The organism is Corynebacterium tuingiense (assembly GCF_046718165.1).
GTDB lineage: Bacteria > Actinomycetota > Actinomycetes > Mycobacteriales > Mycobacteriaceae > Corynebacterium.
Genome location: NZ_CP177101.1, coordinates 940,828 through 954,492 on the forward strand (window position 1 = coordinate 940,828; position 13,665 = coordinate 954,492).

At 62.4% G+C, this 13,665-nt stretch carries 13 protein-coding genes; 9 read left to right on the top strand and 4 right to left on the bottom strand.

The window, feature by feature from the left end; translation table 11 throughout:
- The first annotated feature begins 4 nt into the window (after nt 1–4).
- The 5 genes from folP to ACLI1T_RS04555 are packed head-to-tail and all read left to right on the top strand — an operon-like array spanning nt 5 to nt 2,900.
- Nucleotides 5–817 carry a dihydropteroate synthase gene (gene folP, locus ACLI1T_RS04535; RefSeq protein ID WP_411703290.1) on the top strand — a complete coding sequence of 271 codons (813 nt, stop codon included), beginning with the start codon at nt 5–7 and terminating at the stop codon, nt 815–817.
- Nucleotides 814–1,536, top strand: a complete 723-nt coding sequence (locus ACLI1T_RS04540) for a glucosyl-3-phosphoglycerate synthase (protein ID WP_023026275.1) — start codon at nt 814–816, stop codon at nt 1,534–1,536. Before folP ends, ACLI1T_RS04540 begins: the two co-directional genes overlap by 4 nt.
- 3 nt (nt 1,537–1,539) lie before the next feature.
- Entirely contained in the window at nt 1,540–1,845 is a 306-nt protein-coding gene (locus ACLI1T_RS04545) for a DivIVA domain-containing protein (RefSeq protein ID WP_411703144.1), read from the top strand.
- A gap of 11 nt (nt 1,846–1,856) precedes the next feature.
- Nucleotides 1,857–2,024, top strand: coding sequence for a DUF3117 domain-containing protein (locus tag ACLI1T_RS04550; RefSeq protein WP_005280113.1), 168 nt, complete (start codon nt 1,857–1,859; stop codon nt 2,022–2,024).
- A gap of 9 nt (nt 2,025–2,033) precedes the next feature.
- Entirely contained in the window at nt 2,034–2,900 is an 867-nt protein-coding gene (locus ACLI1T_RS04555; RefSeq protein ID WP_411703145.1) for a methyltransferase domain-containing protein, read from the top strand.
- A gap of 298 nt (nt 2,901–3,198) precedes the next feature.
- On the opposite strand, the gene ACLI1T_RS04560 is transcribed toward ACLI1T_RS04555, so the two are convergent.
- Both ACLI1T_RS04560 and ACLI1T_RS04565 read right to left on the bottom strand, forming a co-directional pair.
- The gene (locus ACLI1T_RS04560) at nt 3,199–4,641 is read right to left on the bottom strand and encodes a GH32 C-terminal domain-containing protein (protein WP_411703146.1); all 1,443 of its coding nucleotides are present in this window, start codon (nt 4,639–4,641) and stop codon (nt 3,199–3,201) included.
- Nucleotides 4,642–4,851: 210 nt separating this feature from the next.
- The gene (locus ACLI1T_RS04565) at nt 4,852–5,499 is read right to left on the bottom strand and encodes an O-methyltransferase (RefSeq protein ID WP_023026283.1); all 648 of its coding nucleotides are present in this window, start codon (nt 5,497–5,499) and stop codon (nt 4,852–4,854) included.
- A gap of 151 nt (nt 5,500–5,650) precedes the next feature.
- Here ACLI1T_RS04565 and sigE point away from each other — a divergent pair, with 151 nt between their 5' ends.
- The 3 genes from sigE to ACLI1T_RS04580 all read left to right on the top strand — a co-directional run bounded on the left by sigE (nt 5,651) and on the right by ACLI1T_RS04580 (nt 7,366).
- Nucleotides 5,651–6,280: an RNA polymerase sigma factor SigE gene (gene sigE / locus ACLI1T_RS04570; protein WP_034659280.1), complete on the top strand. Its 630-nt coding sequence runs from the start codon at nt 5,651–5,653 to the stop codon at nt 6,278–6,280.
- Between the two features lie 66 nt (nt 6,281–6,346).
- A complete protein-coding gene (locus ACLI1T_RS04575) occupies nt 6,347–6,823 on the top strand; it encodes an anti-sigma factor family protein (protein ID WP_411703147.1) in 477 nt (158 codons plus the stop codon).
- 21 nt (nt 6,824–6,844) lie between these two features.
- On the top strand, nt 6,845–7,366 hold the full coding sequence (locus ACLI1T_RS04580; protein ID WP_411703148.1) for a twin-arginine translocase TatA/TatE family subunit: 522 nt from the start codon (nt 6,845–6,847) through the stop codon (nt 7,364–7,366).
- Between the two features lie 12 nt (nt 7,367–7,378).
- Here the strand turns inward: ACLI1T_RS04580 and ACLI1T_RS04585 are convergent, their stop codons facing one another.
- A complete protein-coding gene (locus tag ACLI1T_RS04585; RefSeq protein WP_411703149.1) occupies nt 7,379–8,509 on the bottom strand; it encodes an Mrp/NBP35 family ATP-binding protein in 1,131 nt (376 codons plus the stop codon).
- Between the two features lie 123 nt (nt 8,510–8,632).
- On the opposite strand from ACLI1T_RS04585, the gene ACLI1T_RS04590 reads away from it, so the two are divergent.
- Nucleotides 8,633–9,379, top strand: coding sequence for a hypothetical protein (locus ACLI1T_RS04590; protein ID WP_411703150.1), 747 nt, complete (start codon nt 8,633–8,635; stop codon nt 9,377–9,379).
- A 406-nt stretch (nt 9,380–9,785) separates the two neighbouring features.
- Here ACLI1T_RS04590 and ACLI1T_RS04595 read toward each other — a convergent pair whose 3' ends face one another.
- Nucleotides 9,786–13,541, bottom strand: a complete 3,756-nt coding sequence (locus ACLI1T_RS04595) for a multifunctional oxoglutarate decarboxylase/oxoglutarate dehydrogenase thiamine pyrophosphate-binding subunit/dihydrolipoyllysine-residue succinyltransferase subunit (protein ID WP_411703151.1) — start codon at nt 13,539–13,541, stop codon at nt 9,786–9,788.
- Nucleotides 13,542–13,665: the final 124 nt, after the last annotated feature.

A 13,665-nucleotide genomic window follows, 5' to 3' on the forward strand; every position in this document is an offset into this window, starting at 1 on the left:
CGTGATGGCGATAGTCAATCGCACCCCAGATTCCTTTTATGACAAGGGGGCCACCTTTGACATGGACCCCGCCCTCAAGCGCTGTGATGAAGCCATTGCGGCGGGGGCCTCCATCATCGATATCGGCGGGGTCAAGGCCGGGCCGGGCGAAGAGGTCGATAGCGCGGAAGAAATTGATCGCGTCGTGCCCACCATCGCCCGCGTGCACGAGCGCCACCCGGAGGTACTTATTTCCGTAGACACCTGGCGCAGTGAGGTCGCCGAGGCAGCGATCGCTGCCGGGGCAGGGCTGGTCAATGACACCTGGGCCGGCTGGGATCCGCAGCTTATCGAGGTCGCCGGCCACCACCGCGTGGGTTACGTGTGCTCGCATACCGGCGGGATTACCCCGCGCACACGCCCGCACCGCGTGCACTTTGATGATGTCGTCGCTGACGTCATTGCTGAGACTACTGCCCTGGCGGAAAAGGCCGCAGGGCTCGGCTGCCCGGAAGAGCTCACCTTCATCGATCCCACGCACGACTTTGGCAAAAACACCTATCACGGCCTAGAACTCCTGCGGCGCATCGACGAGATCGTCGATACCGGCTGGCCCGTACTCATGGCGCTATCCAATAAGGACTTCGTGGGCGAGACCCTCGCGCGCGGGGTGGGAGACCGCGTCGCCGGAACGCTCGCTGCCACCGCCTGGGCCGCAGCCCACGGGGTGGCCGCCTTCCGCGTCCACGAGGTCGCCGAGACCGTCGACGTCATCCGTATGATCGCCGCCATCCAGGGCACGGCCGCGCCCCTTGATACCACGCGCGGGCTCGCATGAGCGTTTCTGTCATCATCCCGGCGCTCAACGAGGCTTCCACCGTGGCCGGCGTTATCCGCGCCTGCCTTGCCGATGACCCCCTCGAAGTGCTCGTCATCGATGCCGACTCCACCGACGAGACTGCCGCAGTCGCGCGCGCCGCTGGCGCCGATGTGCGCAACTGGCGCGATATCCTGCCCGAGCCACCGCGCCCCGGCAAGGGCGAGTCTCTGTGGCGCGGGGTCGCCGCCGCGCGCGGTGACGTCGTCGTCTTCATCGACGCCGACCTAGAATCCGCCGCGCCCGGCATGGTCACAGCACTCGCGGCGCCCTTTGAGGATCCCGGCGTGAATATGGTCAAGGCCCGCTATCGGCGCAGCCTCAACGGCCAACCCACCGGCGGCGGGCGCGTGACCGAATTGACCGCAAAGCCACTCATCCGGCAGTTCTTCCCAGAGCTAGCCCACATTGACCAGCCCCTAGGCGGCGAATACGCTCTTCGCCGCTCGGCCGCGCTAGAGGTGCCCTTCGTGGAAGGCTATGGGGTGGAAGCGGGGCTGCTGGTGGACATCGGCAAGCGCGGCGGGCTGACAGAAGTCGACCTAGGCACCCGAGTCCACCGCAACCGGCCGCTTCATGAGCTGGCGCCAATGGCGGATATCGTGGCGCGTACGCTGCTCTCGCGCGCCGGGGTGAGTGCGCCGATTGCTCAGCGCCCGCCACTGCTAGGTAGGATTTAAGCCATGCTGTCCTGGATTGTGCTCATCGTGGTGCTCATTGCGTTCATTGTGATCGGAACGTGGGTGTGGGGTTCGATTTTTGGGCCCGGGACCGTGATGGACCCACCCGATGAGCCGCAGAAGGTGCTGGAAAATAACCGCGCCGCCGCAGCTCAGGGCCGTTTTGATGACGTGCAATTCGAGGTCGTCCCGCGCGGATACCGCCAGGATCAGGTCGATGATCTGCTCGCGCAGCTGGAGCAGGAATTGGAGGCAGCGCGGAAAAGCGGGCAAAAAGAGACTAGGCTGGAAAGAAACGAAGATAGTTAAGGAGCCCTACTATGGCAGCAATGAAGCCACGTACCACTGGCGGAGAAATGGAAGCGGTGGTGGAATCCCGCAAGATCGTTATGCGCATCCCATCCGACGGCGGCGGGCGCATCGTTATCGAGCTGAACAAAGAAGAGGCCGCGGAGCTCGGTTCTTTGTTGACCGAGGTTTCTAGCTAGTCTGGATACATGCTTTCTCATATCGTCGATATTCTGGCCGATCCCAACGACGGCACGGCGCTTTCCGGCGCCGATGATTTTTCCCGCCTCGTTTCGGAGTCCGGCCATTCCTTTGATGTGGCCAAGCAAGGGTATGTGACCTTAGCGGCCGGTGCCGGCCTCAAGCACAAGGGTGATGACATGGACATGGTCAACGCCCGCGAGGCGTACCTAGCCACCGGCCATTTCGCGCCCTTCGTCGAGTCTGTGACCGGCGCTGTGCAAGACGCGCTGGATGCTAGCTCGTTGTCTGCATCTACGCCCGCCTCGCTCCTCGAGGTCGGTGCCGGAACCGGCTACTATCTGGCCCATACGCTTGACTCCATCGACGGCGCGCGCGGCGTCGGCCTCGATATTTCTCCGCACGCGGCCAAGCACCTGGCCAAGTGCCACCCGCGCGTGGGCGCCGTGGTTGCCGATGTCTGGCAGCAACTTCCCATCCGCGATGAATCCATCGATGCCATTTCCGTGGTCTTCGCCCCGCGCAACCCATCCGAATTCCAGCGCGTCCTCGCCCCCGGCGGCCAGGTCATCGTCCTGACCCCGGGCGCCGGGCACCTCGATGAGCTGCGCGAACCCCTCGGCATCCTTGGCGTGGAAGAGGGCAAGGTCGAGCGCATGTATGAGCAGGCGGAGGGCAACCTCGAGCAAGCGGCCGATCCGGTCGATATTTCCTTCCCCATCCACCTGGATAAAGCGGCCATCGCCGCACAGGTAGGAATGAGCCCGTCCGCCCGGCACATCAGCGCCGACGAGCTCGCCGAGCGCATGGCCGCCCTTCCACCCACGCTGACGGTCACCGCCCGCGCCCGTCTGGACCGCCTCCGCGCGGTCTAATAACCGCAGGTTCGCCTCGCGGTACCCCGCCTCCGGCGTACATACCGCCCTTCGCGCTCACCAGCAGCGCGTGGGGCGGTTCTTTTTCGCTTCCGGTGAGCGCGAAGGGCGGGTTGGTGCTCAGCCGGAAACCGTACCTTCCCTTGGCGCTCACAGGGAGCTGCTTGCCGATGCCTCGCAGCCTCGCCGGTGAGCGCGAAGGGCGGGTGAGCGGTTGGCCGGAAGGCGAGAGGAGCAAAGGCGAGTGCTCGAAGGGTGGTTCCCGAAGGGCGGGCGGCCGGGAAGGAGGGTAGCAGTATTAGAGCTTGGAGCCGGAGCGCTGCCAGTCCTGTTCGATGACTGCTTCACCGGTGGTCTCGACGTCCATGCCGGAGCAGCCTCCGTCGAAATAAACGCGGGAGGCCATGGCGATGAGGCCGCCGTCGACGAATACCTCTACCGTGGAGCCGTCTTGGATGATGGTGAGGGTGTCGGAGTCGCCATCGGCAAGCGTGGCTGTGGCGGGAGCGGAATCGGAGAAGAAGTGGTCGAAGGCCTTGTTCATGGAACGATCGAGGCTGATTTCCTCGCCGGAGTGACAGATGGCGGCGGCGGGGTCGCCGTTGCCATCGCGAAGGGTGATGGTGACGCTGGAGCCGGTGGGAACCTCCATGACGCCGGTCCAGGAGCGCGCGTAATCCGAAAGCTTGACCGCCTCGGGCAGGCCGGTGGCCGGTGCTTGGTACAAGACGCCGCCCTCGAGCGTGACCTGGCGCGGCAGGGAGAGGGCATTCGACCAGCCTTCGGCATCCCAAGAGGCGTGTTGGGTGGCGTCGTCGCCGCGGCCATTGCCGTTGAGAAGGCCGAGGATGACGGCGCGCTCGTAGCGCCTTTCTTCAGGGATCGTGCCTGCGGTGGCATTCGTATTGCGCGGGCGGGAGAAATCGTGGCCGAAGTCCACGCGGCGGAAACCGGAGACCACCGTGAAGGTGGTGTCTTCCAGCTGGCCCACGAGGTAGCCGGAGACATCGCGGCCGTCGCGCTCGAGGGTGACAAAGAGGACGTCGTAGATTTCTTCGTCGATTTCATCGCGCAGGCGCACGATGCGCGGGGAAACCACCGGAGGAATGGGGGAGTCGGCGGGCACTTCGCCGTCGAGGAAGCCGGGGTCACCTTCGAAGGTAAGGCCGCCGCGCAGGGACCATGAGATGCCATCGTGGCTTTCTAGGAGAACCGGCTGCGGGGTTTCGGTACGGCCGGATAGCGCCAGCATGAGCCAGCCCTTGTGGCCGTCTTCGCGGTCATCGGTGGCCCAATCGGGCACGACGGAAGGTGAGCGGAACCGGGTGTGGTCGGTGGTATTGCCGGCCACCTCGCCGAAGCGGACGACGTTGGGGTCGAGAGCCGAGGAATCATCGGACACCTCGCAGACGTCGTCGATGCCGGAAAAGCGCGCGAGGCGAATGGAGGTGCCGGTCGCGGTCACGGAGGTGAAATACAGGTTGGTAGCGTCCTCACCTTGGGCCACGGACCCCGCGCGAAGAGCGAGCTCGCCGCCGACGGGGGCAAGGACGTCATCGCAGTCCAGCCAGTTAAACGGCGCTTCCTCCGAGTACGTGTGTCCCCAGCGGGCGGGGGCATCGGGAGTGGGGCGATATTGGTAGAACATGTGCCACGTATCGCCATCGCGAAGGACGCCGGCGGGCGCGTCTAGGATGCCGGCATCGGGGATGAAGTGGAGTTCGGGGCGGTGAGTCGTCACGGCATTCCTCTCTTAAATCAGGTGCGGGTTACAAGCTTGGGTTGGGGTGGCAGCCACGCCGGGGAGGAAACTCGTTGACCTGCCACGCGGTAGTTTCGCCGCCGTGCGCGGGCGGGGACTTTATGGGGCAGTGTCCGGCTGTCATGTACACCCAGAGTACGGATATCTTTTAGCGCGTGCAGGGCCCTCGCTTGCCGATGCCCCCCCTTTTTAAAGCTTTGTTACCAATGTCAGCCCCGAACCCAGTGGGAGCCGGGTTACGGTGGCGCCTTCGAGTTCGCGGAGGTATTCATCGGCCTCGCGGGCGGCGGCGGTATCGCGGTCGGTGCGGGAGGTGTCGGCGACGGTGCCATCGAGAAGCGCATTGGCAAGCACGAGCGTGCCGTGCTGGTGCAGCAGGGGCCAGGCTGCCTTGATGAGGGCGGGGAGGTCGAGGGCGGCGACGTCCGCGTAAATGACCTGGTAGGCCTCGGTGGCCAAGCGCCCGAGTACGTCGAGGGGGCGCGAGGGGAGGAAGCGGCCGCGGGTGGAAGCGTAGCCGGCCTCGCGGAAGGCGGCCTTGGCGCTGCGCTGGTGCTCGGCCTCAGGGTCGATGCAGGTGAGGATGCCGTTATCTGGCATGCCCGCGAACAGGTAGAGACCGACGACGGAGGCGGCGGGGGTAATCGCCACGGCCTGGGGACGGTCTACCACACCGGAGGAAGTTGCCGTCAGCGTGGTGAGAAGCTGGCCGGTGGATTCATCCGGGACGGGCAGGCCGTATTCCTCGGCGTGGTCGCGGGCGCCGCGGAGAGCCGCCGAAGGCTCACTGGTGGAATCGATATAGGAGCGCAGTGCGTCATATGCGGTAGTAGTCACGATTAAGACAATAGGTAAAGTTGCGCGAAAGGGTGGCAAAAACGCGCGCAGCCAGCGAAATTGTGATCTGTGGGAAGTATGTGACGGACTCACAGGATATTATCAGCGCAGTGGCTGGAGTTTCCGCGCTGAGTGTAGAAAAATGACACCCATGACAGAAACGAAGCGCGATGCCGAGTCCGTTGCCTCCACCGATGCGAACGTGGAGTTGACCGGTACCGCGGCGTTCGATGCTGGGGAAGCCACGATGCCTTCGTGGGCCGAATTGGTGGCAGAGCACGCCGATGGCGTGTACCGCCTAGCCTACCGCTTGTCCGGTGACCAGCAGGATGCCGAGGATCTCACCCAAGAGACCTTCATGCGTGTCTTCCGCTCCTTGGATAAATACCAACCGGGTACCTTTGGCGGCTGGCTGCACCGCATCACCACGAACCTCTTTTTGGATATGGTGCGCCACCGCTCCAAGATACGCATGGAGTCCCTGCCTGAGGATTATGAGCGTGTTCCGGGTACGGACATGACCCCGGAGCAGGCCTATACCGTGGCCAACCTGGACCCCGTGTTGCAGTCCGCGCTGGATAGTCTGGCGCCGGATTTTCGCGTCGCCGTGGTTCTGTGTGATGTCGAAGGCATGAGCTATGACGAAATTGCCGAAACCCTCGGCGTGAAGATGGGTACGGTGCGCTCGCGCATCCACCGCGGCCGCTCCCAACTGCGCGCGGCGCTAGAAAAAGAGGCACAGACCAATGCGGAAGCGCGCATCTTGTTGCGCACGCGCTAGAATCGAATCGTTAGCTCCCCTGCCGCGCGGCAGGGGAGGATTAAGTGTGATTAATCCGGCTGTGGCATGAACGTGAGGAGGGCGTCGATGGACTCACTGCGCGGACGCCGCACCCTCTCCAGGCTCAGCGTGCGGGGCGACTTTACCCCCGCGCAGGCAAAGGCTCGGGATAAGGCAAAGGCGCGGGCGCGGCGCAGCGATTCCATCGGCCACCTCGGCCCAGAGGCCGTCGTCGCCTTCGTAGATGGGGAGATGGAGCCCAAAGCCATGCACCGCGTGCGCATCCATCTAGTCCACTGCGTGGAGTGCCGCGCCGACGTGCACCACCAACGCCATGCCTCCGAGTGGGTGCGTCACTGCAGCGATGATTCCGCGGTGAAGGCCCCACAGTCCTTATTAGCCAAGCTGGCGGGAATGGCTACGGAAGGCGTGGCCCCGGGGCCCGATGCGTCAACCCCGGCGCACCGGCCGGAGCAGGATTTCCTGGATAAAGTCGAGACGGTGGTACGCGCGATTAAACACAATCAGCGCGGACAGAACTAAACGGAGGGCGAGGATTTAACCGTGTTTTCTTCGATTGGCTGGCCCGAGATTATTGTCATTGTCCTCCTCGGCATCGTCATCATCGGCCCAGAGCGCATGCCCGAGGTCATTAAGGACGTGCGCGCGGCCATCTATGCCGCCCGCAAGGCCATCAATAATGCGAAGGCCGAGCTCAACGGCGAGATGGGGTCCATCTCTGCGGAATTCGATGATATTCGCGGCCCGCTCAATCAGGCGGCGCAGTGGACGCGGCTGGGCCCAAAGGGCGCTATTACCAAGGCGCTTTTCGATGGCGATGATTCCGCCTGGGACGACTTCAATCCCAAGAAGATGGCGGAAGACATTAAAACCGGAACCGCGCCGAAAGAACCCGAGCAGCGCGCGCAGGACAACAATGGCCCCGCCCGGCCTAGCTTTAACTATGCCGAGGTATATGGCGATACCACCGAGACCACCCAGCAGCCACCACAGCAACAACAAAAGCCGCAGCGCGGTGGGGAAGATTCCACCGGCAGCGGCTCTGAGTGGAGCGACGTTACTTAATACGACGCGCTTTTAGTTCACGCCCAAGTTGAGGCTCTTGCCCACGAGGGAATCGGAGCGAATGGCGAGCTTATCAGCAACCGCCCTGATTTCCTTCGCGGCAGGGGAGTCGGGAGCCTCGAGTACGATGGGCGTGCCGGCATCGCTATTCGAGCGCAGGGACGGATCCAGCGGCACGGAGGCCAGCAGCGGCACCTCGTGGCCAAGAATGACGCCGAGGCGGTCTGCGACGATCTGGCCGCCGCCTTCACCGAAGACGTCCATGGTGGAGCCATCCGGCATGACCATGGCGCTCATGTTCTCAATCACGCCGGCCACGCGCTGGCGCGTTTGCTGGGAGATGGAACCGGCGCGCTCGGCCACCTCGGCCGCAGCGGCCTGCGGCGTGGTGACGATGAGCAGCTCCGCATTCGGGATGAGCTGCGCAACGGACAGCGCTACATCGCCGGTGCCCGGTGGCAGGTCCAGGAGGAGAACATCGAGATCGCCCCAGAATACGTCTGCCAAGAACTGCTGCAGCGCGCGGTGGAGCATGGGCCCGCGCCAGACGACGGGCGCGTTACCCTCCACAAACTGCCCAATCGAGATGTGCTTAATGCCGTGGGAGATGGGCGGCAGCAGCATTTCATCATCAAGCACGGTGGGGCCGTCGGTCGAGCCGAGCAGGTTGGGTACGGAGTGGCCATAGATATCGGCATCGACAATGCCTACCTTCAGGCCCTTATCCACAAGCGCTGCGGCAAGGTTGACGGTCATCGAGGACTTGCCGACGCCACCCTTACCCGACGCCACCGCAAATACGCGGGTCGTCGAATCGGGCTTCGCAAAGGGAATCTCGGGCTCGGCCTGGCCGCCGCGCAGCTTCTGCTTCAGCTCGCGGCGTTGTTCATCGCTCATCGCGTCCATGGTCACGGTAACCTTGCCAACGCCGTCGATGTCCTCGACCGCGGCGCGGGTATTGGTCTCGATGGTGGACTTCATGGGGCAGCCCGCGATGGTCAGATAAACGCCAACGGTGACGTCGTTTCCTTCGATATCGACCGATTTCACCATATTGAGTTCGGTGATGGGGCGGCCGATTTCTGGATCCTGTACGTGGGAAAGAGCCTCGCGTACGGCTGATTCGGTAATAGAGCTAGACATAACTCTTGCCATCTTAGTCACGGCGCTACCTCAGGTAAACACGCCTGCACGGTAGACTCTGTGGGACACTTAAATCCATCCGTTTGTATCGGTGACCTAGCAGAATCAGAAGGAGCACACTCAGTGAAGCGCAGCCCCGCACGTCGATATGCCCGCGCTACTGTCGCCGCGGTGGTAGGCGCTGCGCTGCTTGCTGGGTGTTCAGACAAGGTCGATACTAGCCCCGCTGCGGCACAATCCGCACCGGAACGGGTGCAGATCGTCGTTGACCCTGCAGAAACAGATCAGCTCATCTTGGGCGAGGTATTCCGGCAGTCGCTCTTAGAAGAAGGACGCACCGCCGAGTTGAAGGAAGAAGAAACCTTCAAAACGTATGGTGGCAAGGGCAGTTCCCTGAACCCGGAAGGCAACTTTTACGTCGGCTGCACCGGCAGCTTTTTAAGCCACTTTAATCCCGGTGAGGCGCGCGATATCTCGGCGGAATATAAAAAGGCAGAAGAAGACAGTGAGCCGGGCGGGGAAGACTTCCTAGCCCGCACCCATATTGCACTCATGTCCACCTTGCCCACCCAACTTGCCACCGTCGAGCCCTCCGGTGCTCACGGTTGTGAGGATGCGCAACCAGAGTTGCCAGAAAACTTCGTAGTCATCTATAACGACAGCCTCTTTGACCGCGAAGAAGAAAAATCCGTCGCCGCGGTCACCAAATTCATCACGCAAAAAGACATCTCTGACATGGTAGAGGCGTTAGAGGATGGCGAAGAACTGAAGAAGGTCGTCCACGAATGGATGGAAGCCTCCGGACTGGACATTGTCAATGAAGAAAGCGATTCAGGCTCCTCCGGCGGCTCCGATCTGAGTAGTTCTTAAGTAATCTCTGCGCTCCGTGCTACCTACCTCCCGCCCTTTGCGCTCACCGGCAGGCGCGCATTAGCGTGCGTTGGTCCTCTTCGTGATCGCGAAGGGTGGGGTGGGCGAACTGGCGAATCCGCTCGTCGAACTATTACTGCGATACCTGCACCGCACCCTTGGCGCTCACTGGCAGTGCTTGCCGATGCCTTAACCGCCTCGCCGGTGAGCGCGAAGGGCGGGTAGGCGGCTTGCGGGAAGTGAAGCTCGGGAGGCGAAGGCAGCGAGGCGAGGGAAGAAACGCGAGGCGAAGGCAACAGCGCCCATGCAATAGCAGTAAGCATGAAAATGCCCCAGTGAGGAAATAACCTCACTGGGGCATTCAGCGCTGTAGCGCGCTAGGTGCTGCTTCGGCGATTAAAAGCGATTACACGTCGAAGGCCTCTTCAAGCAGGTTCTTCTGCTCAATCTGGTGCACCTTGGCGTTACCCGTAGCCGTAGAGGACTGGGCGCGGCGGGAGACGCGAACCATTTCCGGCATATCCGGAATGAGCTCGCGCAGGTGCTCGTTGTAGAACGGCCATGGGCCCTGGTTGGCGGGCTCGTCCTGCACGAACCGGACCTGGGTGGCATTCGGGTACATCTTGAATGCCTCGCTCAGGCGGTTGAACGGAATCGGGTGGAGCATTTCCACGCGGACGATGGCGATGTCATCGCGGCCGTCGGCCTCGCGCTTCTTTTCCAAGTCCCAGTAGAGCTTGCCGGAGACCAGCATGATGGTCTTGACCTTGTCCGTGTCGCCGACCTTCTTGTTATTGACGTCCACGTAGTGGGGGTCATTGATAACGGAGCGGAACTTCTTGACCTCGGTGAACTCCTCAACGGAGGAGGTGGCGGCCTTGTTGCGCAGCATGGACTTCGGGGTGAAGACGACCAGCGGGCGCTTCATCTCGCCCAAAGCCTGGCGGCGCAGCAAGTGGAAGTGGTTAGCCGGGGTGGACGGCTGGGCCACGGTCATGGAACCTTCCGCGCACAGCTGCAGGTAGCGCTCGATACGGGCGGAGGAGTGGTCCGGGCCCTGGCCCTCGTAGCCGTGCGGCAGGAGGAGAACCAGGCTGGACAGCTGGCCCCACTTGGCCTCACCGGAAGACAGGTACTCATCGATGATGGTCTGGGCGCCGTTTGCGAAGTCACCGAACTGAGCCTCCCATGCCACGAGGGCGTCGGGGTTACCCACGGTGTAGCCGTATTCGAAGCCCATGCCGGCGAACTCGGTCAGCGCGGAGTTGTAGACCATGAACTTGCCGCCGTTGTCCTTGGACACTGCCAGGGAGTTGAGCGGGTTGTACTCGTTGCTATTGCGGGGGTCGAAGGTCACGGCGTGGCGCTGGGTGAAGGTACCGCGGCGGGAATCCTCACCGGCCAGGCGCACGACCTTGCCCTGGTTAGCCAGGGAACCGAAAGCGAGTAGCTCGCCCCAGCCCCAGTCGATGCCGCCTTCGCGGACAGACTTCGCACGGTCCTTGGCCACCTTGGCCACGCGCTTGTGGTACTCGAAGTCCTCGGGTGGGTTGCCGTAGGCATCGCCAAGCTCGACCATCTCTTCAGCGGTGATGGAGGTATCCAGACCGTGGGTGAGCTCCTGCGAGGAGGTAATACCGGTCTGTTCCTTCGGGCCGGCCTTTTCGGCTTCCTTGTGCTCGGTGAACACGGACTCCATCTGATCGTGGAAGTCGCGTGCGGCTGCCTCGGCGTCCTCGGCAGACAGGTCGCCACGGCCAATGAGCTCGTTGGTGTAGTGCTCGCGCACCGGCTCGTGGTTCTCAATGACCGAGTACAGCTGCGGCTGGGTCATGGATGGGTCATCGGCCTCGTTGTGGCCGCGCAGGCGGTAGACCACGAGGTCAATGAAGACGTCCTTGCCAAACTGGCGGCGGTATTCTGCGGCCATCTGGCCAACCCAGACAACGGCCTCTGGGTCATCACCATTGACGTGGAAGACCGGGCAGTCAAAGCCCTTGGCCAAGTCGGTGACGTAGTGGGTGGAACGGCCGGAATCCGGGGTGGTGGTAAAACCGACCTGGTTGTTGACCACGATGTGGATGGTGCCGCCGTTGGTAAAGCCACGCAGCTGGGAGAGGTTGATGGTCTCCTGCACGACGCCGAGGCCGGTGAAGGATGCATCGCCGTGGAGCATGACGGGAACGACGGAGTAGCCGTCCTTGCCCTTGTCCAAGATGTCTTGCTTGGCGCGGGCGATGCCCTCCATGACTGGGTCCACAGCCTCAAGGTGGGACGGGTTGGCGGCAAGGGTGACCTTGATTTCGCCATCGCCGAACATCTGCAGGTGCTCGCCCTCGGAGCCCAAGTGGTACTTCACGTCGCCAGAGCCGCCGAGCTGGCCGCCCTTGTAGTTGCCGTCGAACTCGCCGAAGATATCTGCCAGCGGCTTGCCAACGATGTTGAACAGCACGTTCAAGCGGCCGCGGTGCGGCATGCCCATGACGACCTCGTCGAGGCCCTGGCCCGCAGCCGTATCGATGATGGAATCCAGCAGCGGGATAAGGGTCTCGGCGCCCTCAAGGGAGAAGCGCTTCTGGCCCACGTACTTGGTCTGCAGGAAGTTCTCGAATGCCTCGGCGGCGTTGACCTTCTGCAGGATGTACTTCTGCTCGGCATTGGTCGGCTTAGGCATGCCGGCCTCGAGGCGGTCCTGCATCCAGCTGCGCTCGTCGCGGTCCAGGATGTGGGTGTATTCGGAGCCGACCTTCAGGGTATAGGCGGCGCGCAGGCGGGAAAGTACCTCGCGCAAGGTCATCTGTTCCTTGCCGCCAAAGCCACCGACGTTGAAGACGCGGTCCAGATCCCAGATGGTCAGGCCGTGCGTAGCGATGTCGAGGTCGCGGTGATCCGGGCTAGGCAGGCCGGGCTGGGACCAGCCGAGCGGGTTGACATCGGCAAGCAAGTGCCCGCGGGAGCGGTAGGACTCGATGAGCTGCATGACGCGGGTGTTCTTGTCCACGCCGGAGTTGGGGATGTCCTGTGCCCAGCGGAAGGGCTCATAAGGAACGCCCATGGACTCGAAGAGCTCGTCCCAGAAGGCGTCATCAACAATGAGCTGGCCGATGGTGCGCAGGAACTCGCCGGACTCTGCACCCTGGATGACGCGGTGGTCATAGGTGGAGGTCAGCGTGACCAAGCGGCCGACGCCCAGGTCAGCCAGGCGGTCAGCAGAGGCGCCGGCGAATTCTGCCGGGTAGTCCATGGAACCAACGCCGATAATGGAGCCTGCGCCCTTGGTCAGGCGGGCAATGGAGTGGCGGGTGCCGATGCCGCCCGGGTTGGTCAGGTTAATGTTGACCCCGGAGAAGTCATCCATGGTGAGCTTATTCTTACGGGAACGGGTAACGATGTCCTCGTAAGCCTCAATGAACTCGGCGAAGGACTTGGTCTCGCACTCCTTGATGGCGGCGACCACGAGGGCGCGGGAGCCATCCTTCTGCGGGAGGTCAATGGCAAGGCCCAAGTTGATGTGCTCAGGCTGGACGACGAAGGGCTTGCCGTCCTTTTCCTCGTAGCGCACGTTCATGCCAGGGTGCAGCTGCACGGCCTTGACCATGGCGTAGCCAATAATGTGGGTAAAGGAGATCTTGCCACCGCGGGTGCGCTTCAGGTGGTCATTGATCATGGAGCGGTTTTCCCACATGAGCTTGACCGGCATGTCGCGCACGGTGGTAGCGGTAGGAATCTCGAGGGATTCTTCCATGTTCTTAGCAATCGCCTTGAACATGCCCTTGAGCTGACGCTCGTCGCCGCCCTTATAATCTTCCAGGTTATCCAGCGGAGACTGCGCATTCTTGCCTGCAGAATGCTTAGCCTTCGCGGACTTTTCCTTGGCCTTAGATACAGACTCTTTCACGTTGGTATCGCGGGCCTCTTGCTTGCGGGCGGTGGTAGTGCCTTCGGTCTTCTTAGCCGAAGACGTGGACTCTGCCTTTGCCTTCTTTGGTTGTGGCTTAGATGCTTTAGAAGGAGATTCAGCTTCTGGCTGCGCCTTGGGCGCGCCGTTTGCTTCGAAATAGTCGCGCCACTCCTTGTCTACGGAGCTAGGATCCTTGGAGTACTGCTGGAACTGCTCGTCTATCAGCCACGCATTCGGGCCGAAGATGCTCGATGTGCTCACGGCAGGTTTTCGCCTCATTTCTCTGCTTTAAAATGGTCGTTTATTCGACTTTAGTCCGGACTTTGTACGAGCGCATTTCTCACCCGCCAAAGTGTCTGCCTATATGATACGGGCCAATCCCTCA

Coding starts and splice junctions, on each gene's coding strand:
- folP (WP_411703290.1), top strand. CDS start 5: ATGGCGATAGTCAATCGCACCCCAGATTCCTTTTATGACAAGGGGGCC.
- ACLI1T_RS04540 (WP_023026275.1), top strand. CDS start 814: ATGAGCGTTTCTGTCATCATCCCGGCGCTCAACGAGGCTTCCACCGTG.
- ACLI1T_RS04545 (WP_411703144.1), top strand. CDS start 1,540: ATGCTGTCCTGGATTGTGCTCATCGTGGTGCTCATTGCGTTCATTGTG.
- ACLI1T_RS04550 (WP_005280113.1), top strand. CDS start 1,857: ATGGCAGCAATGAAGCCACGTACCACTGGCGGAGAAATGGAAGCGGTG.
- ACLI1T_RS04555 (WP_411703145.1), top strand. CDS start 2,034: ATGCTTTCTCATATCGTCGATATTCTGGCCGATCCCAACGACGGCACG.
- sigE (WP_034659280.1), top strand. CDS start 5,651: ATGACAGAAACGAAGCGCGATGCCGAGTCCGTTGCCTCCACCGATGCG.
- ACLI1T_RS04575 (WP_411703147.1), top strand. CDS start 6,347: ATGAACGTGAGGAGGGCGTCGATGGACTCACTGCGCGGACGCCGCACC.
- ACLI1T_RS04585 (WP_411703149.1), bottom strand. CDS start 8,509: ATGTCTAGCTCTATTACCGAATCAGCCGTACGCGAGGCTCTTTCCCAC.